This is a genomic window from Hymenobacter aerophilus DSM 13606 (assembly GCF_000382225.1).
Lineage (GTDB): Bacteria > Bacteroidota > Bacteroidia > Cytophagales > Hymenobacteraceae > Hymenobacter > Hymenobacter aerophilus.
Window position 1 is genome coordinate 20,411 of sequence record NZ_KB907825.1, and the last position, 19,071, is coordinate 39,481.

The 19,071-nt window shown below is 52.5% G+C and carries 9 protein-coding genes; 1 reads left to right on the forward strand and 8 read right to left on the reverse strand.

The window, feature by feature from the left end:
* Positions 1 to 180 precede the first annotated feature (180 nt).
* Both H145_RS0115685 and H145_RS0115690 read right to left on the reverse strand, forming a co-directional pair.
* A complete protein-coding gene (locus H145_RS0115685) occupies positions 181 to 1,245 on the reverse strand; it encodes a tyrosine-type recombinase/integrase (RefSeq protein ID WP_019949107.1) in 1,065 nt (354 codons plus the stop codon).
* A 258-nt stretch (positions 1,246 to 1,503) separates the two neighbouring features.
* Positions 1,504 to 2,619 (reverse strand): Fic family protein, encoded by a 1,116-nt coding sequence (locus tag H145_RS0115690; protein WP_019949108.1) that lies wholly within the window; start codon positions 2,617 to 2,619, stop codon positions 1,504 to 1,506.
* Positions 2,620 to 3,451: 832 nt separating this feature from the next.
* Between H145_RS0115690 and H145_RS0115700 the strand changes: the two genes are divergently transcribed.
* A complete protein-coding gene (locus H145_RS0115700; RefSeq protein ID WP_019949110.1) occupies positions 3,452 to 5,137 on the forward strand; it encodes a T9SS type A sorting domain-containing protein in 1,686 nt (561 codons plus the stop codon).
* A 230-nt stretch (positions 5,138 to 5,367) separates the two neighbouring features.
* Here the strand turns inward: H145_RS0115700 and H145_RS24250 are convergent, their stop codons facing one another.
* From H145_RS24250 to H145_RS0115725, 6 genes are all read right to left on the reverse strand, one after another.
* The gene (locus tag H145_RS24250) at positions 5,368 to 6,108 is read right to left on the reverse strand and encodes a carboxypeptidase-like regulatory domain-containing protein (protein ID WP_071595216.1); all 741 of its coding nucleotides are present in this window, start codon (positions 6,106 to 6,108) and stop codon (positions 5,368 to 5,370) included.
* A 21-nt stretch (positions 6,109 to 6,129) separates the two neighbouring features.
* A complete protein-coding gene (locus H145_RS0115705; protein ID WP_019949111.1) occupies positions 6,130 to 11,628 on the reverse strand; it encodes a hypothetical protein in 5,499 nt (1,832 codons plus the stop codon).
* Between the two features lie 39 nt (positions 11,629 to 11,667).
* A complete protein-coding gene (locus tag H145_RS0115710) occupies positions 11,668 to 12,189 on the reverse strand; it encodes a hypothetical protein (RefSeq protein ID WP_157541665.1) in 522 nt (173 codons plus the stop codon).
* 963 nt (positions 12,190 to 13,152) lie between these two features.
* Positions 13,153 to 16,983 (reverse strand): CBM35 domain-containing protein, encoded by a 3,831-nt coding sequence (locus H145_RS0115715; protein WP_157541668.1) that lies wholly within the window; start codon positions 16,981 to 16,983, stop codon positions 13,153 to 13,155.
* 238 nt (positions 16,984 to 17,221) lie between these two features.
* A complete protein-coding gene (locus H145_RS0115720; protein WP_019949114.1) occupies positions 17,222 to 17,569 on the reverse strand; it encodes a DUF5712 family protein in 348 nt (115 codons plus the stop codon).
* A gap of 139 nt (positions 17,570 to 17,708) precedes the next feature.
* On the reverse strand, positions 17,709 to 18,494 hold the full coding sequence (locus tag H145_RS0115725; RefSeq protein WP_157541670.1) for a hypothetical protein: 786 nt from the start codon (positions 18,492 to 18,494) through the stop codon (positions 17,709 to 17,711).
* Between the last annotated feature and the right edge of the window lie 577 nt (positions 18,495 to 19,071).

The following is a 19,071-nucleotide window of genomic DNA, read 5'->3' on the forward strand; positions in this document are numbered from 1 at the left end:
CGTAAAATGCCTTTGCAGCGTTCCAGGAGCGTTGTTTAAGAAATTCCCGTTGGTTTCAAAGGGTTCAACAAGGGTTCAGGAGTGAAGCACGCTTGCTACCGCCACTGTGCAGATGGGGCGTTATTGTGTGCCCTTACGGAGGGTATCTTCACCCATAGCAGATCCGCAGGGGTACCAGAACTATAGTCCCAACGCTTGAGCGGCGTTGTAAGAAACCACATTGTTGAGTTGCGTATAGCGCTCAATCATCGCATCCGTCTTCTGCTTGGTCTGGTTCTTAATGGCTTTGTGAGATTGCCCATTGAGCACGGCTGTTGTCACGAAGGACACGCGCAGTGAGTGGGCCGAGTAACCTGGCCCCAGCCTCTTTTGCACCAGCTTGTTGATGGAGATGTCGGAAAGCCGCTTGTCCGAGGCAGCAGCCATCTGTCCCGGTGCGGCCCGCGGAATCTTTACAAACAACGGCCCCGTGGTCCGGCCCAGCAGATTGAGCCAGGCCCGCAAGCAGCGCACGGGACAGAAGTCCATGGTAGGGGCGTAGAAAATGGCTTTATCCTCCACCGCACCATACTGATTGGTCTTGCTTTTGGCCAAATGCACCAGCAAAGCCCGCTCGGCGAATTCGAGCTGCTCGATGTTGAGTTCCACCAATTCCGAGCGCCGGAAGGCCCCCGCGAAGCCGAGTAGTAGCAGCGCCCGGTCCCGTATCCCGGCTGATGTCTCTAGGTCAATGCGACGGATAGCCTGCTTTAGCTCCTCCACGGTAAAAGCCTGTGCCTGGTCCTGCCGCTTGCCCAGGGTCCGGGCAATGCCTTCCATGACGATGTTGAGCGCGTCGAGCGTGGCCGGCAGCCGGTGGCCGGCAAGCTGGTGGGCTTTGCGGATGGCCGCCAGGTGCCGCTTAATGGTGGCCAGCGAATGGGGCCGGGTGAGGGGCTGCTGGCCTTTACGCTTCTTCTTTTCCCCATGGCCCCCGTCGCTGGGTTCCGGGGTTGGCTTCTCCGTCGCCAGGTACGCCACGTACTCCGTCAGCGTTTCCACGTCGGCCGGCAGCGCCCGCAGCCCGTGCCGCTCGCAGAAGCCGACGTAGCTTTTCAGGTCCGAAGTATAGGCGCGCTCCGTATTGGCCGCGCCCTGCAGGCCGACCTCCAAGAAGCCGGCGACTTTGGCCGAGGCGCGGGCCAGCTGGGTGCTGACCGTGGGGGGAACAGTGGACGCCGGAACAATCGAAAGGTCTTCGCGCATGGAGTACGTACAGGGAGCGTTGGAGCTACTGGATTCGGGAGTTCAAGTTGTGCTTTGGGGCACACCTTATATATAGGTGTCAAAAACGACTGAAAAGCCATCGGTTTATTCCTCCAAATATAAGTTGTGATAAGTAAATGTTATCATAACTTAAAATCGATTATCGTGAAAAGCGAGTCAGCGACGATAAGCACCTATTATCGGTACTAAGATGGCTTGCGTAAGAGCCCGAGAACTGGGAACAACTTAGTCGCCGCCCTATCCGGGCGACGGCCACTGTAGGCGGTAGCTGGTGCTGCGACCACCGGCGCTGTCCTGGCGCAGGATTCCTTTGGCCACCAAGTCGGCGATATCGCGACCGGCCGTATCCTGGGAGCACTTGGCCATGCGGGCCCACTTTGAGGAAGTCAACTTGCCCTCGAAGCCGTCGAGCAGTCTGGTTAGCAACCGCTGCTGGCGCTCCGTCAGCGCAGTCGACCGGTGCAATTCCCAGAAACGGGCCTTTGCCAGCACCTGGGCCAGCGTCTGCTCGGCCGCCGTCACGGCCCGTCCCAGGCAAGCCAGAAACCACGTGAGCCAAGCCGTCACATCCAAGGAGCCGCGCTGGCTGGTTTCCAGCAAGTCGTAATACTGCTGGCGTTCGGCTTGGATTTGCGCCGACATACTATAGCACCGCTGCCCGCTCCCATCAGCCCGGGCCAGCTGCAGGTCGGCAATGGCGCGGGCGATGCGCCCGTTGCCATCGTCGAAGGGGTGAATGGTCACGAACCAGAAGTGCGCCAAGCCCGCCTTGAGTACCGGATCCAGCTCCGTGGGACTATTAAACCAGTCCAGAAACTCCTGCATCTGCTCCTCCAGCTGCTCCGCAGCCGGGGCTTCATAATGCACGCGCTCCCGCCCCATCGGCCCGGATACGACCTGCATCGGCCCCATGCGCCAAGCCCCTACTTGCAACGGGTAAAGGCCACTGTAGCCAGTTGGAAACAGCGCGTGGTGCCAATCGAAGAGGCGTTGCGCGGTTAGCGGCTGATCCGCTTGCTGGGTCGCATCGAGTAGCATGGCTACCACCCCTTCGACCCGGCGGTCAGCGGCCGGCAGCCCGCCGCGCTCTAGGCCCAGCCAGTGGGCGAGGGAGGAGCGCACCGAGGCCGGGGGCAGAATTTCGCCCTCTATCTCGCTGGACTTGAGTACATCCAACGTCAGTGTGCGCAGGGTAGCTTCACTACGCAGCTCCACTCCCAGAGATTCCACGCGCCCCAAAAGCCGGCCTTGCTGGTAACGCACTTCCCCCAGGAGCCTTTCCAGCACATCTGGCTGCCAGCTAAACTTCGGCCAAGCTGGGAGTTGATGGACGTATGAGTTTATTCTCCGCATACTATGCGGTAAATATGCGCATTATTCTCCGCATCAACTGTTGCGGCCTGCTGCACGCAACGATGCCCTTGAGCATGGTTACCGCACCCAGTTTGTTGGATCACTAAATCTTTATTCAACTCATCCTTCCATCGCTCGCCGCAGGCAGTCCACGTCCACAGCGGCCAGGGGAAGGGGATACTCCAAGCCGGATACATAGATTACCTGATAGGCCCAGGCGGCCAAATCATGGGCATAAATGGTGGGCTGGCCAGCCGCATCAGCGTACATCGTTTTGCCTTGCATAAATTGCTCCACACTGGCCCGAAATAGGAGTGGCACTTCTGACAGCGCTTTATCCCGTGGGTTGGCCAATAGGTATGTTAGGTAGGCGCGAAGCGCTCCATAGGCTTGCTGGTTATGTGGGCTCATAGCTGGCCAAATCTCAAGGTGTAGTCCAAAGCTAAATGGGTATCCAGTAGGTTCGCCTAGTCGGACCGAACCAATGCCTAGCAACTGCACATACAGGGATTCAACAAGGTGAGGCGGTCTACCTAAGTTGGACGGAGTTGAGTCTCAAGATTCTGGTCGCGGGTCGAGACGCGGGCGTAGCCGATTTTCATGCGGCAAAGTTCAGCTTTCTTATTGGCAAGGCCACCTTGGCTGAACTTTGCTCGCTGTACAGGTTTACTGAACCGTTTCCACGCTGCTCAGCAGGGCTTTTGCTCCCCCACTGCCCTTGGTTGGATTGTACAGGTAAAGGAGCAATACACTTCAGGGCAGGACCGTTGTAGAATCCGCAGAAAATGTTTAGGATATTGCTGCTACTTTACTCATTCCAGCTTGCGACCCAATGCGAATTTTTCTACCCGGATTATTACTACAGCTTGCCTTACCACTTTATGGCCGGGCTCAAACGTCCACCTTCGTCAGCAGTATTCCAGCCCGGCAGGCACTGACCGGTAGCCTCACCGGCCCGATCCGCCTCACCTTTTCCGGCCCCGTAACCGATCCGGCGGCTATCCGCGTTAACACCGATTTGTTGCGCGGGCAACGGGCCGGAATGCTGAGCGGGGCGGGTGCCAACCAAGTGGAATTTCGGCCCACCCAACCGTTCGCGCCGGGCGAGCGGGTAAGCGTGAGTGTTCCGGCCAGCGTGAGCCGTCCGGCCCAAGTGCTGGAGTTCCGGGCTGCGGCCGGCCGTGGGCGGGCCGTGTTTGGGCCGCCTCAGACGGCCAGCCCGGATATAAATTCCTATCCGGCGGCTGTGGTGGCCGGCGACGTGGACAATGATGGAGACGTCGATTTGATAATTGGTGAGGGAAGTAGGGGCCGGGTTTGCTTCAACGATGGGCAGGGAAACTTTCGGGCGACGACCCGTCAGATTCCCCTGCTCGACGAAGCAGGCGATTTGCGCGTGGCCGATTTCAACGGTGATGGGAAGCTCGATATTCTGGTCAGTTCCTCGCGCATTGCGAGTATCAGGCTGAATCTGGGGGATGGTCAGGGTGGGTTTGACAACTACGCCACTGTCTACGGGGGTAGTTTTCTGGACGTACAGACTGCTGCCGGCGACTTCAATGCCGATGGGCTGACGGACGCGATATTCGCCGAGGCTATAGAAACGGGCACGGCCCTTTACCTGATGCCAGGTACCAGGAATGGTGCTTTTGCACGGGGGGAAGCACAGTTGTTACGGCTTTCGGCCCGCGATGTCGGGGTGGCCGATATGGACGAGGATGGCGATCTGGACCTGTTGTTTATTTCCGATACCACGCTGGGCATTTGCCTTAACGATGGCAATGGGAAATTCACGGTGGGCGCGACAATTGCCGTGAACGACTTTTCGGGCAAGTTGTCAGTCGGCGACTTTACCGGCGACGGCCACGCCGACGTGGCGTGTACCAGCTACAATACGCCCAGTGTGAGCTTGGTACCCGGCACCGGCACGGGCGGCCTGCGCGCCGTGCGCAACGTATCGGCATTGAGCCGGACGCGACAGGTCAGCTCAGGTGACATGGACGGCGACGGTGACCTGGATTTGCTCGTCACCAACGACCGGGGCATCACTCAGGTGCTGCTAAACGATGGCACTGGTCAGTTCAGCGCGGCCTCGGCCATCCTCATTGGCTTCGATTCGTTCTATATGGCTGACGCGGCCGACCTAAACGGCGACGGTATTTTGGACGTGTACACGGCCAAACAAGTATTCAACCCCAACAATCCGCGCGGCATCGACGTTTTTTTCAACCAGCCCCCGCTCATTACCAGCGCAGTTGCCGCTTCCCGGCCGAGCGGCTTGGTGTTATATCCCAACCCGGCCCACGGCCAAGTTACACTGGAGCTGCCGGGCAGCCTCGAACCAGCCCAAGTGGAGCTACGTGACGCGCTCGGCCGCCTCATACGAGTGATGACAGTGGTTGCTGGCAGCTCTGGCCAAACAGTTCCCGTATCGCTGACGGGCTTGGCGCCTGGGCTGTATGTGGTGCAAGTCCACACCAGCACTTGGCGGGGGGTACAACGGCTGCTGGTAGAATAGGGGCTAACGATGATTTCGCTCCGATAAGTAACGGCGGCGGAAAACAGCAGATAACTAAAAGACGCTTCAATCTGCCCTGCAAAGGACTGTGGGCCGGCTGAAAAACCTTGTGAATAACGTACAATGAGAAAAGGCTCCTGATTTCAGAAGCCTTTTCTCATATTTTAGCAGTCCTTCGTCAGAAACCGCAATCGTGCTGCCGTGGTGCCGTCGCCCAGGCTTGCCGCTGCTCAGGGATACTGGAATCCACCTGTATTGGAGCCAATGTTATCGGATTTTGTTGCCGGATAAATCTCCTTCCCACTGACTGGGTCAATGTAAGAGTCGGCGGCAGGGTTCTCCGGGAATATGGCATAGGATATTGCTTTACTTACTGGCAAGCCAGCAGCCACTAATTTATCATACGCAATGCTGTCCTGCCAGAAGAACTCGTGCCGATCGGTCAGGCGCACAGTGTAGTCGTAAGTGGATGGGGTAGGTAACGCCAGCCCAGCCCGCATATATAATCTGCCGCTGCGCGGCTCGGCCTGGGTAGAAGGCACAGAGGTGCTACCCGCGAATACGACGTCGACATAGCTGCCATACGTGTAGCCACTTATCGTCCAGGAAGGCAATTGGCCTAAGCGAACAGGTGGGCCTAAGGGCGTGGTTGACCCACTTACAGCCAGCTCGGCCGACTGATACGTACCATAGCCAGGTTTGCCCAATATAAACCGATGCTTGCCAGCCGGTACGTTGGCAATACTGAACGTGCCATCCGCTGCTGATGTCGCAGCTACATTTGGGGCATCTGTTACCGTGACCCGGACCCCACTACGGTCGGTTTGCTCCTGGCCGAATTCATTGAAAAGGCGTACCTGACCCGTAACCGTGGCTTGGGGTTTTCCACCGTCATTATCTTTACCACAGGAGGTACACAGCAGAAAAACAACGAAAACGGGAATAAGAGAGGATACAAGTCTGCTTTTCATTTTCAAATGAGGCTAAAGAATTTAGAGCGCACAGGGGTAGTTTTCTTCCACTACATCAGTAAAGGAATAGCCATCGGAGTAAGTATACCGGTACGTATTCTGATACTTAATTGTGCCACTACGATAAATTTCAGCACTTCCTTCACAAGATTTAACGGGCGTCTCGCATGAGGAGCCATTCCATCGGCTATAGAGTACTGTACAAGTAGGGCACACTCCCGTGTAGCCAATAGATAACCAGCGGGTTTGATTGTAGGTTAAACTTAAAGGATTCACATCTTTCTCCTGCTTCTCCTGCTCACCAGTATTGGAATTGTCACTCGGTTTCTTAACGCAACGGGTTACACCATTTTCCACCCAGTTAGGCTCTTTCATGCGAGCATAGTTGTAAGTAGCCTCCCGAACCAGTTTTCCACCACCAACGCTACCATCTGACTTATCCAATACCTCTTTGTAAACGGCCACTACTTTGCCGGCGGCATCGTACTGGTAGCGAGTAAATAAGTTGTTATTGTCTAAGGCGAAGGTAGCTTGGCGGGTATGGGGATCATATACGTAAGCTGCCATGCCCGAATTCAGCGGCTGAAAGCGGAAATCATCCATATACACATTTCCACTGCCTACATTTTTACAGCCTACTTGGAGCGTTTGGCCAGAAGCAGAAGCAGGTACATTGAACACTAAGGTCAGTAGATGCCAATCCCCGGCTTTGCGGGTACTGGACGCGGCTGCATGAGTTTCCCCCACCGATGTTCCGTTCAACGTGGCGTAGAGCCGACCGCTCGCAGAATTGGCGGCGTAGATCCAGACGCTGGCCCGGTATTTACGGTCCGGTCGCAGGTCATATGCCGTGCCCACCTTCGCTTTGTACATAAAGCCTTGTGGGCTACCAGCGGTTAGCAGGACGCTGTAATTGCCGGTATGCGCTTTGTCGCCGCTTCTACGGTTTCCTTCGCGTACCTCACCGCCGAAATGAACGCCGTTGGAAGCTATTTCCTGATCTTCGGCTCCAGAGTAAGCAATTTCAGTGTATCGGGCATTGGAGGCCGCTGCGATGCCCTGAGTTTGCTCATAGCCCAACTTTTGAGATGAGTATTGGCCGTTCAGATCCTGACCTTCCAACTGATTGGAGAAATGATCATAGCGATTAATGACAGCTACCCGCTGCCAGCTTTTATTTTGGGCTGCTGGATCTAAATTACTCCAGTCGAAGTCCGTGAACGTGGCGTACGTTCCATCCGGCTTGAGTCGCTCATCCTGCCAAACGTAGCTTTCGTATTTACGCCACACCGGATTGGCAGCATCGGTCCGGTTAACATAGGCATCGGAACTGCCGTCGAATTCCCGATACGTGCTCCAATCGCGTTTCCAGGTAGATGTGGAGGCACTAACTAGGGAACGAGTGCTTCCCTTCTCTTTAAAAACGTGTTCCGCCGCCGTTTGCGAGAGCATGTTACGGTTACCTGGTTCGGTGCCTTTTGCGCCCATGCTCTGAAAAGGGGAAAGCGTATAAGCCGGAATAATTTTCGTTCGGAATACGTCCCCAAGGGCGTTGCGGGAAGTCGATTCCAGAACCTGACCGGTGAAAAAGTCATACACCTCATTGCTAACCTCCGACCGCATTCCATTAGCTACAGTCGCGGTCGTGGTCATCACGGTGGGCAGGTACTGCTTGGTTGTCCGGTTAACGTGATAATATAGGCGGTCCAGTAATTCGTTCTTCATTACTCCTTCCGTAAACCGGCCCTGCCCGGCAATACCGTCGGCATTGTTGATTTGATTTGCATAAGCAAACGTAGTTGAGAATTCCTGTTCTCCCCTGCCATTAAACTTACTGACGGATAATGGCTGCCCAATCTTACCCACATCTACGAGCGTACGATTGTCTTGAAGAGTTGCGACTTTTCCGTTGGCAAGATTTTGGGACTTATGATTAGTATGCTCGGATATCATGGTAGAAACAGGCGTGAAAAACGCATATTCTTCCCGCTGATCATGATCAGTATCCTGATTATTCTTAAAAGTACCGCGTAGCACCGTTACGTTGCCGTAAAGCACCGGAGTTGCCGGATAGTCGTAGAACGCTTCGAAGTCGTGCGCGACTTTGCCAGCAATGAACTCTGGCTCTTTAGACATAACGCCGGTAGAGTTTCGCCCGGATAAACCGGCGTTCATGTAGCGGTAACGGACCTGATACTCCGTGTTGTTTTCGTCCAGCGTACTGACCTGCGCTACCCGTATTTCGCCACCGTTGCGGTTAGCCGTGATAAGGGTCGTTAAGTTAAAGGCTTGAGGTGTAATCGTCTCATTCGTCACCTGCTGACCATAATTATTTTCTATGGGAGGGCAGGTTGCCTCTGGTTGGTACTCGTTGTTCAAGGTAATCGTAGTAAGGGCCACACTTTTAATCGTGACCCACTGGTCTGTATAGTAGGTATCGCACTGCTCCCGGGGCTGAATGACCCCATCCAGATAATAAGTTCTTCTAAATTTAGCGGATCCGTTTACCTGAATACGGTCCCCAGCTTTAAAATAATTACGCAAATCACCGCTAAAGCCAGGAGAACCAGTGGTGGAAAGAGTGAGTGTGGTGGAGCAATTTGTGTTACTTAAAGCAATTTTTTGCGTGCCAAATTCGGATACTTGATTATACTGATCCCGCTCATACTTAAAACGAGTGCGCCCGCCCAGCGGATTTACAATTTCAGTCAGCGACCAAGCGGCCCCATCCTGAGAGGCTTGGGTGAAATCATTGGCCACCTGATGGTTGAAATTAGTACTAGTGGCCCACCCGCCGCTGGCGTACATGCCGTAGTAATCCCATTTTTCCCGCCCGTAAGCAGGATTGTTGTCGTATTTAAACTTGGTATCGGGAATGAGTTTGGTATTGAGCGGACCATAGATGGAAACACTCTCCAGCGTGAGTTTTCCACTCCGGGCCTGGCTACCATGCTCTGCATCCATCGGAGGCAATGAGGCCAGAGAGGCAAAGGAGTTAGGCGTGCCCGGGCAGAGGCGGTAGCTGTAGTTGAATAGAATTCGTTTTAGGGCACGACGATTAATAAATTCCCGAATTCGGGGGTGGGCATCCATATCGTGACTGTCGTATATCTGCTGGTATGAGTCGCCGTTTCGCAACTCTGTAGGGTTGAAGGTGTTAGCATTGTTATTCGTGTTGGTGCTAAATGCTGGAATCGTAGCGGATCCATCACTGGGTTCCCGAATGGCATTCTGCGTGCGGAGCTTTAGCAGGTCTTCGTTGGTGAGCAGGATAATTTCATCTAACCGCAGACTCGATGAAGGATTTTGTTCATAAAATCCGAGGTTGGAGGCGCCATTAGGCGTAAAATGGCCCCGGCCATCAGTGCGCGTACTCTTTACAAACAAAGCGGTGTGCGTACGGGTGCTGATAGAGTTGAGGTAGTAAGTTTCTTTGAAACCTTCGCTCAAGCTCACGGTATTCATGAATCCAGGTTTGCCGTATTCACTAGGATCAGGCAGGTAATTTTCGCCCACGTAGGGTTGCCGCCATTTGTAATTACTTGAGAACTTCCCGTAGTTGAATTTCACCCAGCCGCCCCAATCCAGCGAATCGACTGTGCCGACCAACCCCCGGTCAACGTAATCCGGCGAAGTAATCGCCGTCAGTAGCCAGGTAGTAGCGTAACCGTGGTTCTTATTCGGCTCGCCCATCATCGTGGTGGACAGTCCCGGCGTGTCGCCTTCAATAGCTTTCAGTTCGCGGGACTGGCTGTAGGAGGTGTAATGGTAAACCGGCAGCGAGTAGTGATAGGTGGAACCGTCTTCGGCCGTCACGGCGAAGGCCCCGATGCCCTTGCCGGGAAGCGTAACCCGGAAGGGATTGGCCGCGCCTGTTACAGTTTGGGTTCCGTAGATAGGCTCCCGGTAACATTCGGTCCGGTCGCTGTTTGGGCAAATCCAGGGGCCGTAGCCAGTAATGACCTGGGTAGATGTATTGCGCTGGACGGGTTTGTAGAACTCCAGAAGTTTACTGCCGTCACCGGCCGGCTTAGCTTGGTACTGACGGATGATTTCGCTATTGGAATACCACTGCACGTGCTTGCCCTGAACCAGAGCCCGGCGACCATCCCCATTGACAATGCCCTTGCGAGTTGTTTCAGTACGGTTTGGGGGAGTAGAAGGGAATAACCTTTTATCAGTAATGCTCAGACTACTGCTACTGCTTTCTATTTCGTAACCCGTGAAATCTGCTACCGTGTTACCCGCACTATTGGTAGGTTGCTGGTAGTCGTAGCCATTGCTCATACTGTTGTCGTAGCGAAAGCCGACTTTGTAGTCGTCTAGGTAATCAACGACACTGTATTTATCATGCTTTTCGGCACCTACCCGCGGATAGGCCACGCTACCCACTTCCAGCCGCTGCGGGCGGATGGAACCGGACACGCTTTCGCCCATTACGGAAAAATCGTCGTGGGCAATACTGATGGGGCGCAATGCTTGGTCGTAGTAGCTGGCATCTGTTTTACGGGAATGCAACGAAATATCGGCTCCTACCTCTCTCTCGACTGTCCCGTTATCATCATACTTACGGTAAGATTTATAGACGTTTGCTTTAAACGGGGTGGAGGAGTTTGAAAAACGTATGTTAGGCCCTGCCAGTAAGCCAGCGTCCGTTTGGGTTGATACTACGTCTCGGCTCATGTCCTGAAAATACAGGGAGCCATACATGTTCTCCGACTTGCTGTCGTTATAGAAGTTCCAATAATCGTCGTACCAGAAGTAGTCATGTATTTTGGTGGTAGGCCGGTTGAAGCCGCCCCCACTCTCGGCTTTCTTGCCGAACATGTTAGCTCCGATTCCGACCCCAACCGCCGAGCCACCCTGAATAGCCAAATTGGCACCAACTGAAAGTGATGAACCGGCTCCGGCCGTTACGATAGTAACAGCTGCCATCGCCACGCGAACCGCATCAATAGTTATGCCTTTGCCTTTGGAATATTTGACACCTATTAGATCACCAGAATTTACTTTGCCGTTTTCCCAGCCCACGCTGGCCAGCCCAATTAAATCGGCCGAGCCGGAATGGCCGGTTTGGGAGTTCCAGCCTAAATCCAGCACTCCAGGCACTCCGCCCTTCCAGCCTTTGTTAAGGTCCTTCTTGTACGTATTCCGGTAGGGATAGCTCGAAGCGTCGTCGGGGTAGTTATTGAGGTTGCGAGCGATAGCACCGGGGTTGAGCGTCCAGCCCAACCCCACCCAGGAGGCCTCCTGCTCCAACTTGATTCCGGCGCGGTAAGTTAGCGGCAGCGAGAAGCTGCGCTCGGGTCCGGGCACCTCCAGCAGAGGGAGTTGGTAAGTCAGGTCCCCGGTTGTTAGGTTGACGATATCGGTGGCTCCCGGAGCTTCATAGCTGATGAACTCGGGCTGGCCAGGGCCCATCAGAGCCCAACTGACGGTAGGGCTCAGCAGGCTACCTACGGTTTCGAGAAGCAGGAAGCAGGAGACGGCACGGACCAACCGACGATTACGAAACAACATGGGACGCTGGGGTAGAGAAAAGGAATTACTTGGGAGCGGCTAAAAGCGAAGAACAGGAAGGGCGGACAGGGCGGCGGCTGTGAAGGTGAAGCTGACAGGGGCTAATTGAAATTGTGTGTCGCGGTAGCTTACCCGGAATCCCTTAGTTAAGTCGATGCGCGAAGTATCGAACACCAGCAGCACCGTGGAGCGGCCTGTGCCACCATAGAGGCGAGGGTAAATTGCCGCATAGGCAGTCATCGAATCAGTAGGGGTACTGAGGGGGGCTAGAAATACATCCTGAACAATGCCATTATTGAGGTAGGAAACGGCCTGAGCCAGCGCATTCTGGTTAGTAATGAACTGGTTTTCTATCTCTTGTCCTTGTTGCGCTAATGACAGGGCAATATAGGTTTTGCCGGCATAGGTCTGGCGTAGGGAGTCAATGATAACAGGAGTAGCTACTTGCTCGGCCGTATTCAGTTCTTGAGCTACTAATAGGTCGGGCGGACGGTAAGCACATATAGTAGTAGTCTCCTCCAGCTCACGCGTCAGAGTGAGACCATTCTTAGTGTCTTGCAAATAGGACCGATAAGATGTTTCAGCTATAGATTGTCTGCATCCCATGAGCAGGCTACCCATCACTATTGTTATTAAGACAATCAGATTGCTTTTTGAGTGGATATTACTCATCATATTTTCGTCAGCATTTTTAATTGCCTATCTGTTTTATTAATTTTTTTGGCAGCAGTATAAAACGTGGTGATATCCGCTGGCTTATTCGCTCGGGAAGTAGGCTTTACGCTCATATAATCATGTTTTTGCAATGTGAACCGAATTACTATCACCGCGTTTACACTACCGCCGTTCTTTCTACAACATATGAAAATTTGCTATTGGCGATGTGCCTAAAAAGGAAATATTTTTATTTATTACAATAAAATTAATATATACATAAACATAAAGTAATTAAAATATATTTTTATGAAAATTTTAATTTATTTTAGAGTTACTAAATGCATTTATATTTGCAACTATTTGCCAATATGACAATTTATAATTTTAACTAAATATATTAGTTTAAATTTTATTTATTTAATTCTTAAATTTTATTTTCATAATTTCCGGATTATATAATAAATCAGTGTGATGAATAATGGTATCGCCATTAGGTTGGACAACTTCTGTTTCTTCATTAACATCTAATAAGTAATTATTGATCTCACCATTGATTTCGAGATGATTATTACATTTATCACATTTAATTAGAATATATTGTCCGTGCAATTTAGTTATGTGACAAGGTTCCAAATCCTCAACCTGTGATCTGAATACCATTGAAGACATTTCTATTTCACTCGAATCATTCAATTTTTTAAATAATATGTAATAAATACCCAATTTTGATTTATTGTTTTTGAGAATATAATTATTTATTTTATTTCTAATGTAACTATTTTTTAAAAAGTCACAATCATTACTTTGATTTTGCGTACACGTGCTGATCAGCAAAGTCAATAGGAGTAAAACGACGTTCTTCATCTATTATTTCAATTTATCTATTTGTGTAGAAAGTAATATGTCGGTACTTAAATCTAGTAAATCAGAAGTACGTCCTGCCTCTCCATCTTTATAGCCACCAGGATCGCCCGTTCCGTTAGAGCCAATAAAAATATTTCCCCATTGTAAATCATTTACATTAGGTCCTCCTCCGATCGAAAAAAGAGGTACAGGAAGGTTTAATAATTTTTCTTTATCGCCATCAGAAAACCTGGTTCCGCTTCCATTCGGATGAGTATGAGCATATGCTCTGATATGTAATCTCATAACTTTTCCTTTTATTAATACGTCGATAAATATCTTATTACTTTCTCCTTTTATATTAGAGCGTTTCAAATAAGAATAAATATCAGTGTTGCCTATGTTTGGAAAAACAAAAACTCCTTTATCAGTCAACGCAGCTGCATTCTCTCTTCTTTGGCCTTCGTTACCAAAACTATTTCTCCACATATTTCTATAAGCATATTTTTCATAACTATATGAATATAATCGTCCTTGTGTAGTTTCTTTAGAATATTTTCCATCTCCTACTCCTTTGATTCGCGCAACTGCCCCCCCTATTCCCACTGCTCCATTTCTAAATGCTGTTCCCAGTGTTGAAGAAGCATTCGCAAAATACTGCAATGTGCCTACACCTGTTTTGGTAATGCCACCAAATCCGCCAATAGCCTTTATAACTTGCCCCAGCGTTAATTGCCCGCCAGCAAATCCCCCATCCGGGTCCACACTCGACACAGGGTTGTTGCCCATACCTACATAGGGCGAATTAAATTGTCCCTCAGGATCATACGACATCCACCGGCCAATGCGGCTGTTGTAGAGCCGTAGTTCGAAACTATCGTATCCAGTTTCCTCATCCATTTCGGCAAATTTGCCTTGGTAACCGTGGCGGTAGCGTTTGTTGCCAACGGCATAGCTAAGCCCCGTAATAGGCGCCCCAAAGGCGTACTGGTGTTGCTCCTGCACGATGGCACTGCTTGTATGCTCGACTTCAATGTGGTCGAAATAGGTAGCGTAATCGAATGACTGGTTGAGCGTGGTTAGCTCCAGTGTGCCGCTGTCGGGGACCCGGAAGCCGAGTTGGAGTTGTTGCCAGGCTTCAGGGCTGCCACTTACGTAGCGGATGCCTTCGGCTTTCAGCTCATTGTTTTCATTGTAGAAACGGTAGCGGATAAGCTGAGCAGGCAACGCTGTCGTAACGGTGGTTCGCTCCTGCAGCTTGCCGGCCAAGCCTGTGATGCTAACGCCCAGCGCCACCCGCCCTAGCAGGTTAGGTTTAGTGCGGAAGCCGTCGGGGCCGTTAGTGCCGATGCCGGGCGAGCCGGGTAGTGGAACCAGCACCGCCGCCGTCGTGGCCAGGGGAGCTATGCGCAACAGCGAGGGCCGGGCGATGGGCGCGCCGAAGTATAACGCCTGCGCCGAGAAAGTAACGGTGTCGCCCTTCTGCACCGCCAGACGCTTTTTTGGCCCCTCGCCAATGCCGCTGATAGCTGCCACATAGGTGTCGTCATAGGCCCTGGCGGCGTCCTGGCGGCGAGTAGCGGGCAAATTCTGGAACTGCTGCTCCTCGCTGCCTGCCTGGCCAGGATTCATGGTAGCCAGGTAGCGGGTTGTCACGGGCTTGTGAAAGATGACTCGAGCGTTGCCCAACTGGTCGTTCAACTCGTAGCGTGTATCGAGCGTATCAGGAGTGCCCGCCCGCTTGTTGAGGCGAGTGATAGTGCCGAGGCGGCTGGAACCGTAGATGGGCCTTTCCGTCAGGGCCAGGGCCTGGCCGGCGGCCTGTTCGTAAGTACCCAGCACATTGCCCTGGGCATCAGTAACGTAATGAGTGGTACTCTGGGCTGCGCCCTGGGGTGAGTACACTACCTTGCTGCTACGATAGCCCCGGTCGTTGTAGGTATAAGCAGCCAGTTGATTGACAAAGCTGGCGTCGCGGTAAACCCCGACTACTTTGCCCGTTACGTCGTAGCGCAAATACTTATCGCCCTTGCCGGCTTCCGATTCGCGAGTCATCTGTCCGATTACATCATACTCGTAGCTGAGTACCGGTTGGCTGCTCTGGTTTTTGACGGTAGCCAGTTTGTTAGTATTGGCCGTGTATTCGTAGTTAAAATCGTCCACGGCGGTACCAGCCTTATCGTGACGACGTAAGCTCAGAATGTTGCCGTGCGTATCGTAGCTTAGGTTACCTTCTCCATAAGCACTCTCACTGCTGAAGTAGCTGCCACCGTATAGCTGACCATACACTGATTCCAGTAACTGCCCTTTTGGGTCGTAGCGGTAGGCATATGCATGAATTTTGTCGGCGGCAGCCGTTTGCCAACTATTTGCCCGTATAGCACCACTGTATCGGGGCTCGTTCTGGTTAATCGAAATGTAAGGACTGTTACTGGCTAGCTGGCGGCTGTTATAGTCGTTGGAGAAATAATCTAGCTTCATGCCGAACAAGTCCTTTAGGGTGCCGTTGGCAGTCGGGCTATCCTGGCCGGGGTCCAGACTTTTCTGCGAATTATTGATACTCTTGAGCCAGCCTTGCACGGTGTAGGCGTAATCAATTCCCTGTAGGCGGTCGGCCACTTCCACTCGTTTGAGAGGGCCGTGCAGGTAGTAAAAGTAACGCGCCTGAAGCGTTTGGTTGGCAGTAGCGCCGTCGAGACTGGTGTGCACCGTGCGCAAATGGCGGTCGGCGTCGTAGGCGTAATGATGGTAAAGCGCATCAGCCTGACCCTTTTGATAGGCCACTTGTAACACGTTACCCGTTAAATCATATGTGTAATCCACCGACTTTATTCCAGTGCCGAATGCTTTCTGGACCAGCCATGTCAAACGGCCCAGTTCGTCATAACTGTACCATGTAGTATTGGTGCCGTTGGATGTCTTGGCTACGGCTCCGAGCACGTAATCCTGCGTACGGCCATTAATTTCCGTATCTGATAGTGGCTCATCGTACCAGACCTGGTTGCGTTGTGAGCAGCGGGCGGAAGCCAGGCTGTTAACGGGCATCCGCTCTTCAAGTAGCGTCAGAACGCTGGTGCCCGTGGGGGTCTTGTTTTCGGTTATTTCAATGTAGTCGAGGTTGATCCAGCCGTCGTTGGTCCCGCCGTCGTGCTGAAACCGGATGGTATTGTTGCCCCCCTGTAATTGCACGTCGATTACTTGACTCGCCCAGGTATTCCAGGAGTTAGTTACCGGAAAAGTAGCGACAACCTTATTGCCGTTTACGTAGACTGGCATGGTCCGGTCGGCCCCACCCAAGCCTGAAGCGTAGCGAATCAGGACTGGATAGCGACCAGCGGTGGGTACTGTAATGGAGAAGTTCACGTACCGGTTTTGCACGGTAAGATCCCCAATAAAGCCAGTGCCACGGTAACCAGTCCAATTCGTTGCAGTCGGCCTATCGCTCGCCGCGCTTTCGGCTTCGTAGGCCACTACTTTCGGCAATTGATTCTCGAACACGTGGCCCTGCCCGCTGGCCATCTGGTATTCGCCCGACTCTACTACCCGGCCCACTTCATCGTAATTGGAGTAGGAAAAACGACTCTGTTGCTTTTGCAGAGCACTTTGCGAGAAGCGAATGCGGCCGTCGCGAGCGTACACATATTCAGTACGTCCTTCATCGGTGCTCTCGGTCGCCAGCATCGTGCCGGCCCCACTATAGGTGTTGCGCGTAACGAAGGGGACGCTTCCTTCCGTAACGGCCCCTAGGCTAGGTGGGCGAGCGGTATTCCACATCCGCACTTCATCAATGGCTCCCTTAAAGAATTGGCTGCAGCATTGCCGGCCACCAATCCAGAATTGGGTGTTGTTAAACAAATAGGGTAAAACCTCCGAGTCCGTGGCCAAATGGCCCTGTCGCTCGTGATAAGGTGCAAAATCGGCGTAAGCGCATCGGAAACCCGATAGTATTACACGCACCTTAACGCAATCAAAAGTGGCTAGCGAAAACGAACGTTAAGGCTATCATTCCGGCCACATGCCAGATAACATATTGTCCAACAGGTCGCTAATTAGGAAATCCAGGCAGTGGTATGCCCGAGTCGGAGGTTTTACCCTATTTGTTTAACAACACCCCGTATAGCTCCATCGCGGCGCGGGTAAACTCCTGCAGCTTCTGGGGGTCGTTACCCAGCAATGCCAGCTGCTCCTGGTCGGGACTGAGCACCAGCGAGTGAAACTTCACGGCGTCTTTGCCCAGCCCTTTGTGGTTGTTGTCGAGTAGCTGCACCACGTCGTCGGCGCTGAGTCTGCCCGCCGCTTCGGTGCCAAAGAACTCAGCGCCTGACTGGCCGGCCTGCTTGGCTTCCTGCTCCAGGTAGTTGGTAGCCCGGCGTACCGAGCCGTTGTTGGCGTACACCTTTTTCCCGTGGGTGGCCGGGTTCAGAACCTTGGCGTAAAGCATGGGTTAGTGGAAGGAAAAAAGAATAAATCAAGCGGCAGTTGGAGCGAAAATAATTACCCAACTCGGCAAAAAATCTGCTGCCCCAGCGATAGAATCTGGCCAGTGCTGGGCGGTAATTTGTCCAGCACTGGCCAGGAAATTACGGCTGGGCCGGTGGCGAATCCGGCGCCGGCTTTGGCTTGGGCGGCGGCAGAGCCGAGGCCGGCGCGACCGTAACAACTGGCCGCTTTGTTCTGGCCCTTTCCGTCAGCTTTAGTCCGTCCAACAGTTCTCTGGATTGTTGCACAACTTTCCTGTCCAACATCTCCGTCAGCTCCTGATTAAATTCATTGCGAACGGAAAGTGGCACCTTAGAATCTGGTACCAACTCTCCCATAAGTTTTAATAACTCAGCCGTCATTCTGCGAGCCATCAACCCATTTGCTGAGCCACCAAGCACGCGCTCCATGAGCGGCCAAAGCAGCTGCGACTCGGTGGCGGCCAGCTTGCCCAGCAGGTTTTCCTCAATGGCTTCCAGGTACAAATTCGTAGCCGACTGCTGCGTGGCCAGGTGCGTGTACAGGTTCTTTTCCAGCGTGCGCCACATACCCACTACCCGGTTGCCAATGTCAGCACTTTGCTTGCGGGCCGTCTCCTGCATCTCTCCCACTTTCGTCGTAAGCATTGCCAGCTTTTCCGTTACCTCCGCAAGCCCTGACCCAGCTGTTTCTACTGTAGGGTCAACGCCTAATTCTGAAAAATACAGGATTGCTGCGCTGGCAAAAGCTCCCTTACTGACATTGTGTTTAGTAGCTGCAGTTCCTAGCTGGGCATAGGCTACGTCATCTAAACCAACGGCCCTGCCCTGTCCACGGGTAACCTTGCGACCGATTTTCGTTTCTGGCTTTCGCCGTGCTGCTTTAGCGGGCTGTGTTGGCTGTTTCATGGGGCCATATTAATGGTTTATATATTGACAATCACTTATTTAACTTCAAAAATTAAACTATCTTGTAACTAATTGATAAATGCGCCAATAGAACGGCAATAAAACAAGCTACATTAATGCTTTACACCTTAACAATCAGACACTTATTTCATATAATTAAACACTAACTATGTTAGTGTCTGGTAATCAGCGCGATAGCGCGGGCGGTAGCCCCTCCTCCTGCTAACTACGACTACTGCTTCGTGAATCCGGTACTAGGCTGCTACCCACCCTTAATCGTAAGGTATGGGATGGACTCGGAATCGTTGCTATGTTGCCCGTTGTTTTGCTTCTGGGACTCTTGGGCTACTCTTGGCTACTTCAGCTACCCTCGGCCCCCTCCGCTGCTCTCCTACCACTTCGTTTGCCGGCTCTCCTATCGCTGGCTATCCTCCGCACCTGTATGCCAGCCTTACCTCCTTCCAGCTACCTCTATTCGCCTTGCCTATCCTTCTCCTGACCTTGCCCTCACTGCCCCCGTCTTGGGCTTCTGCTGCTCCTGTTTTATGGCTGCTCACGCTGACCTGACCTGCTACCC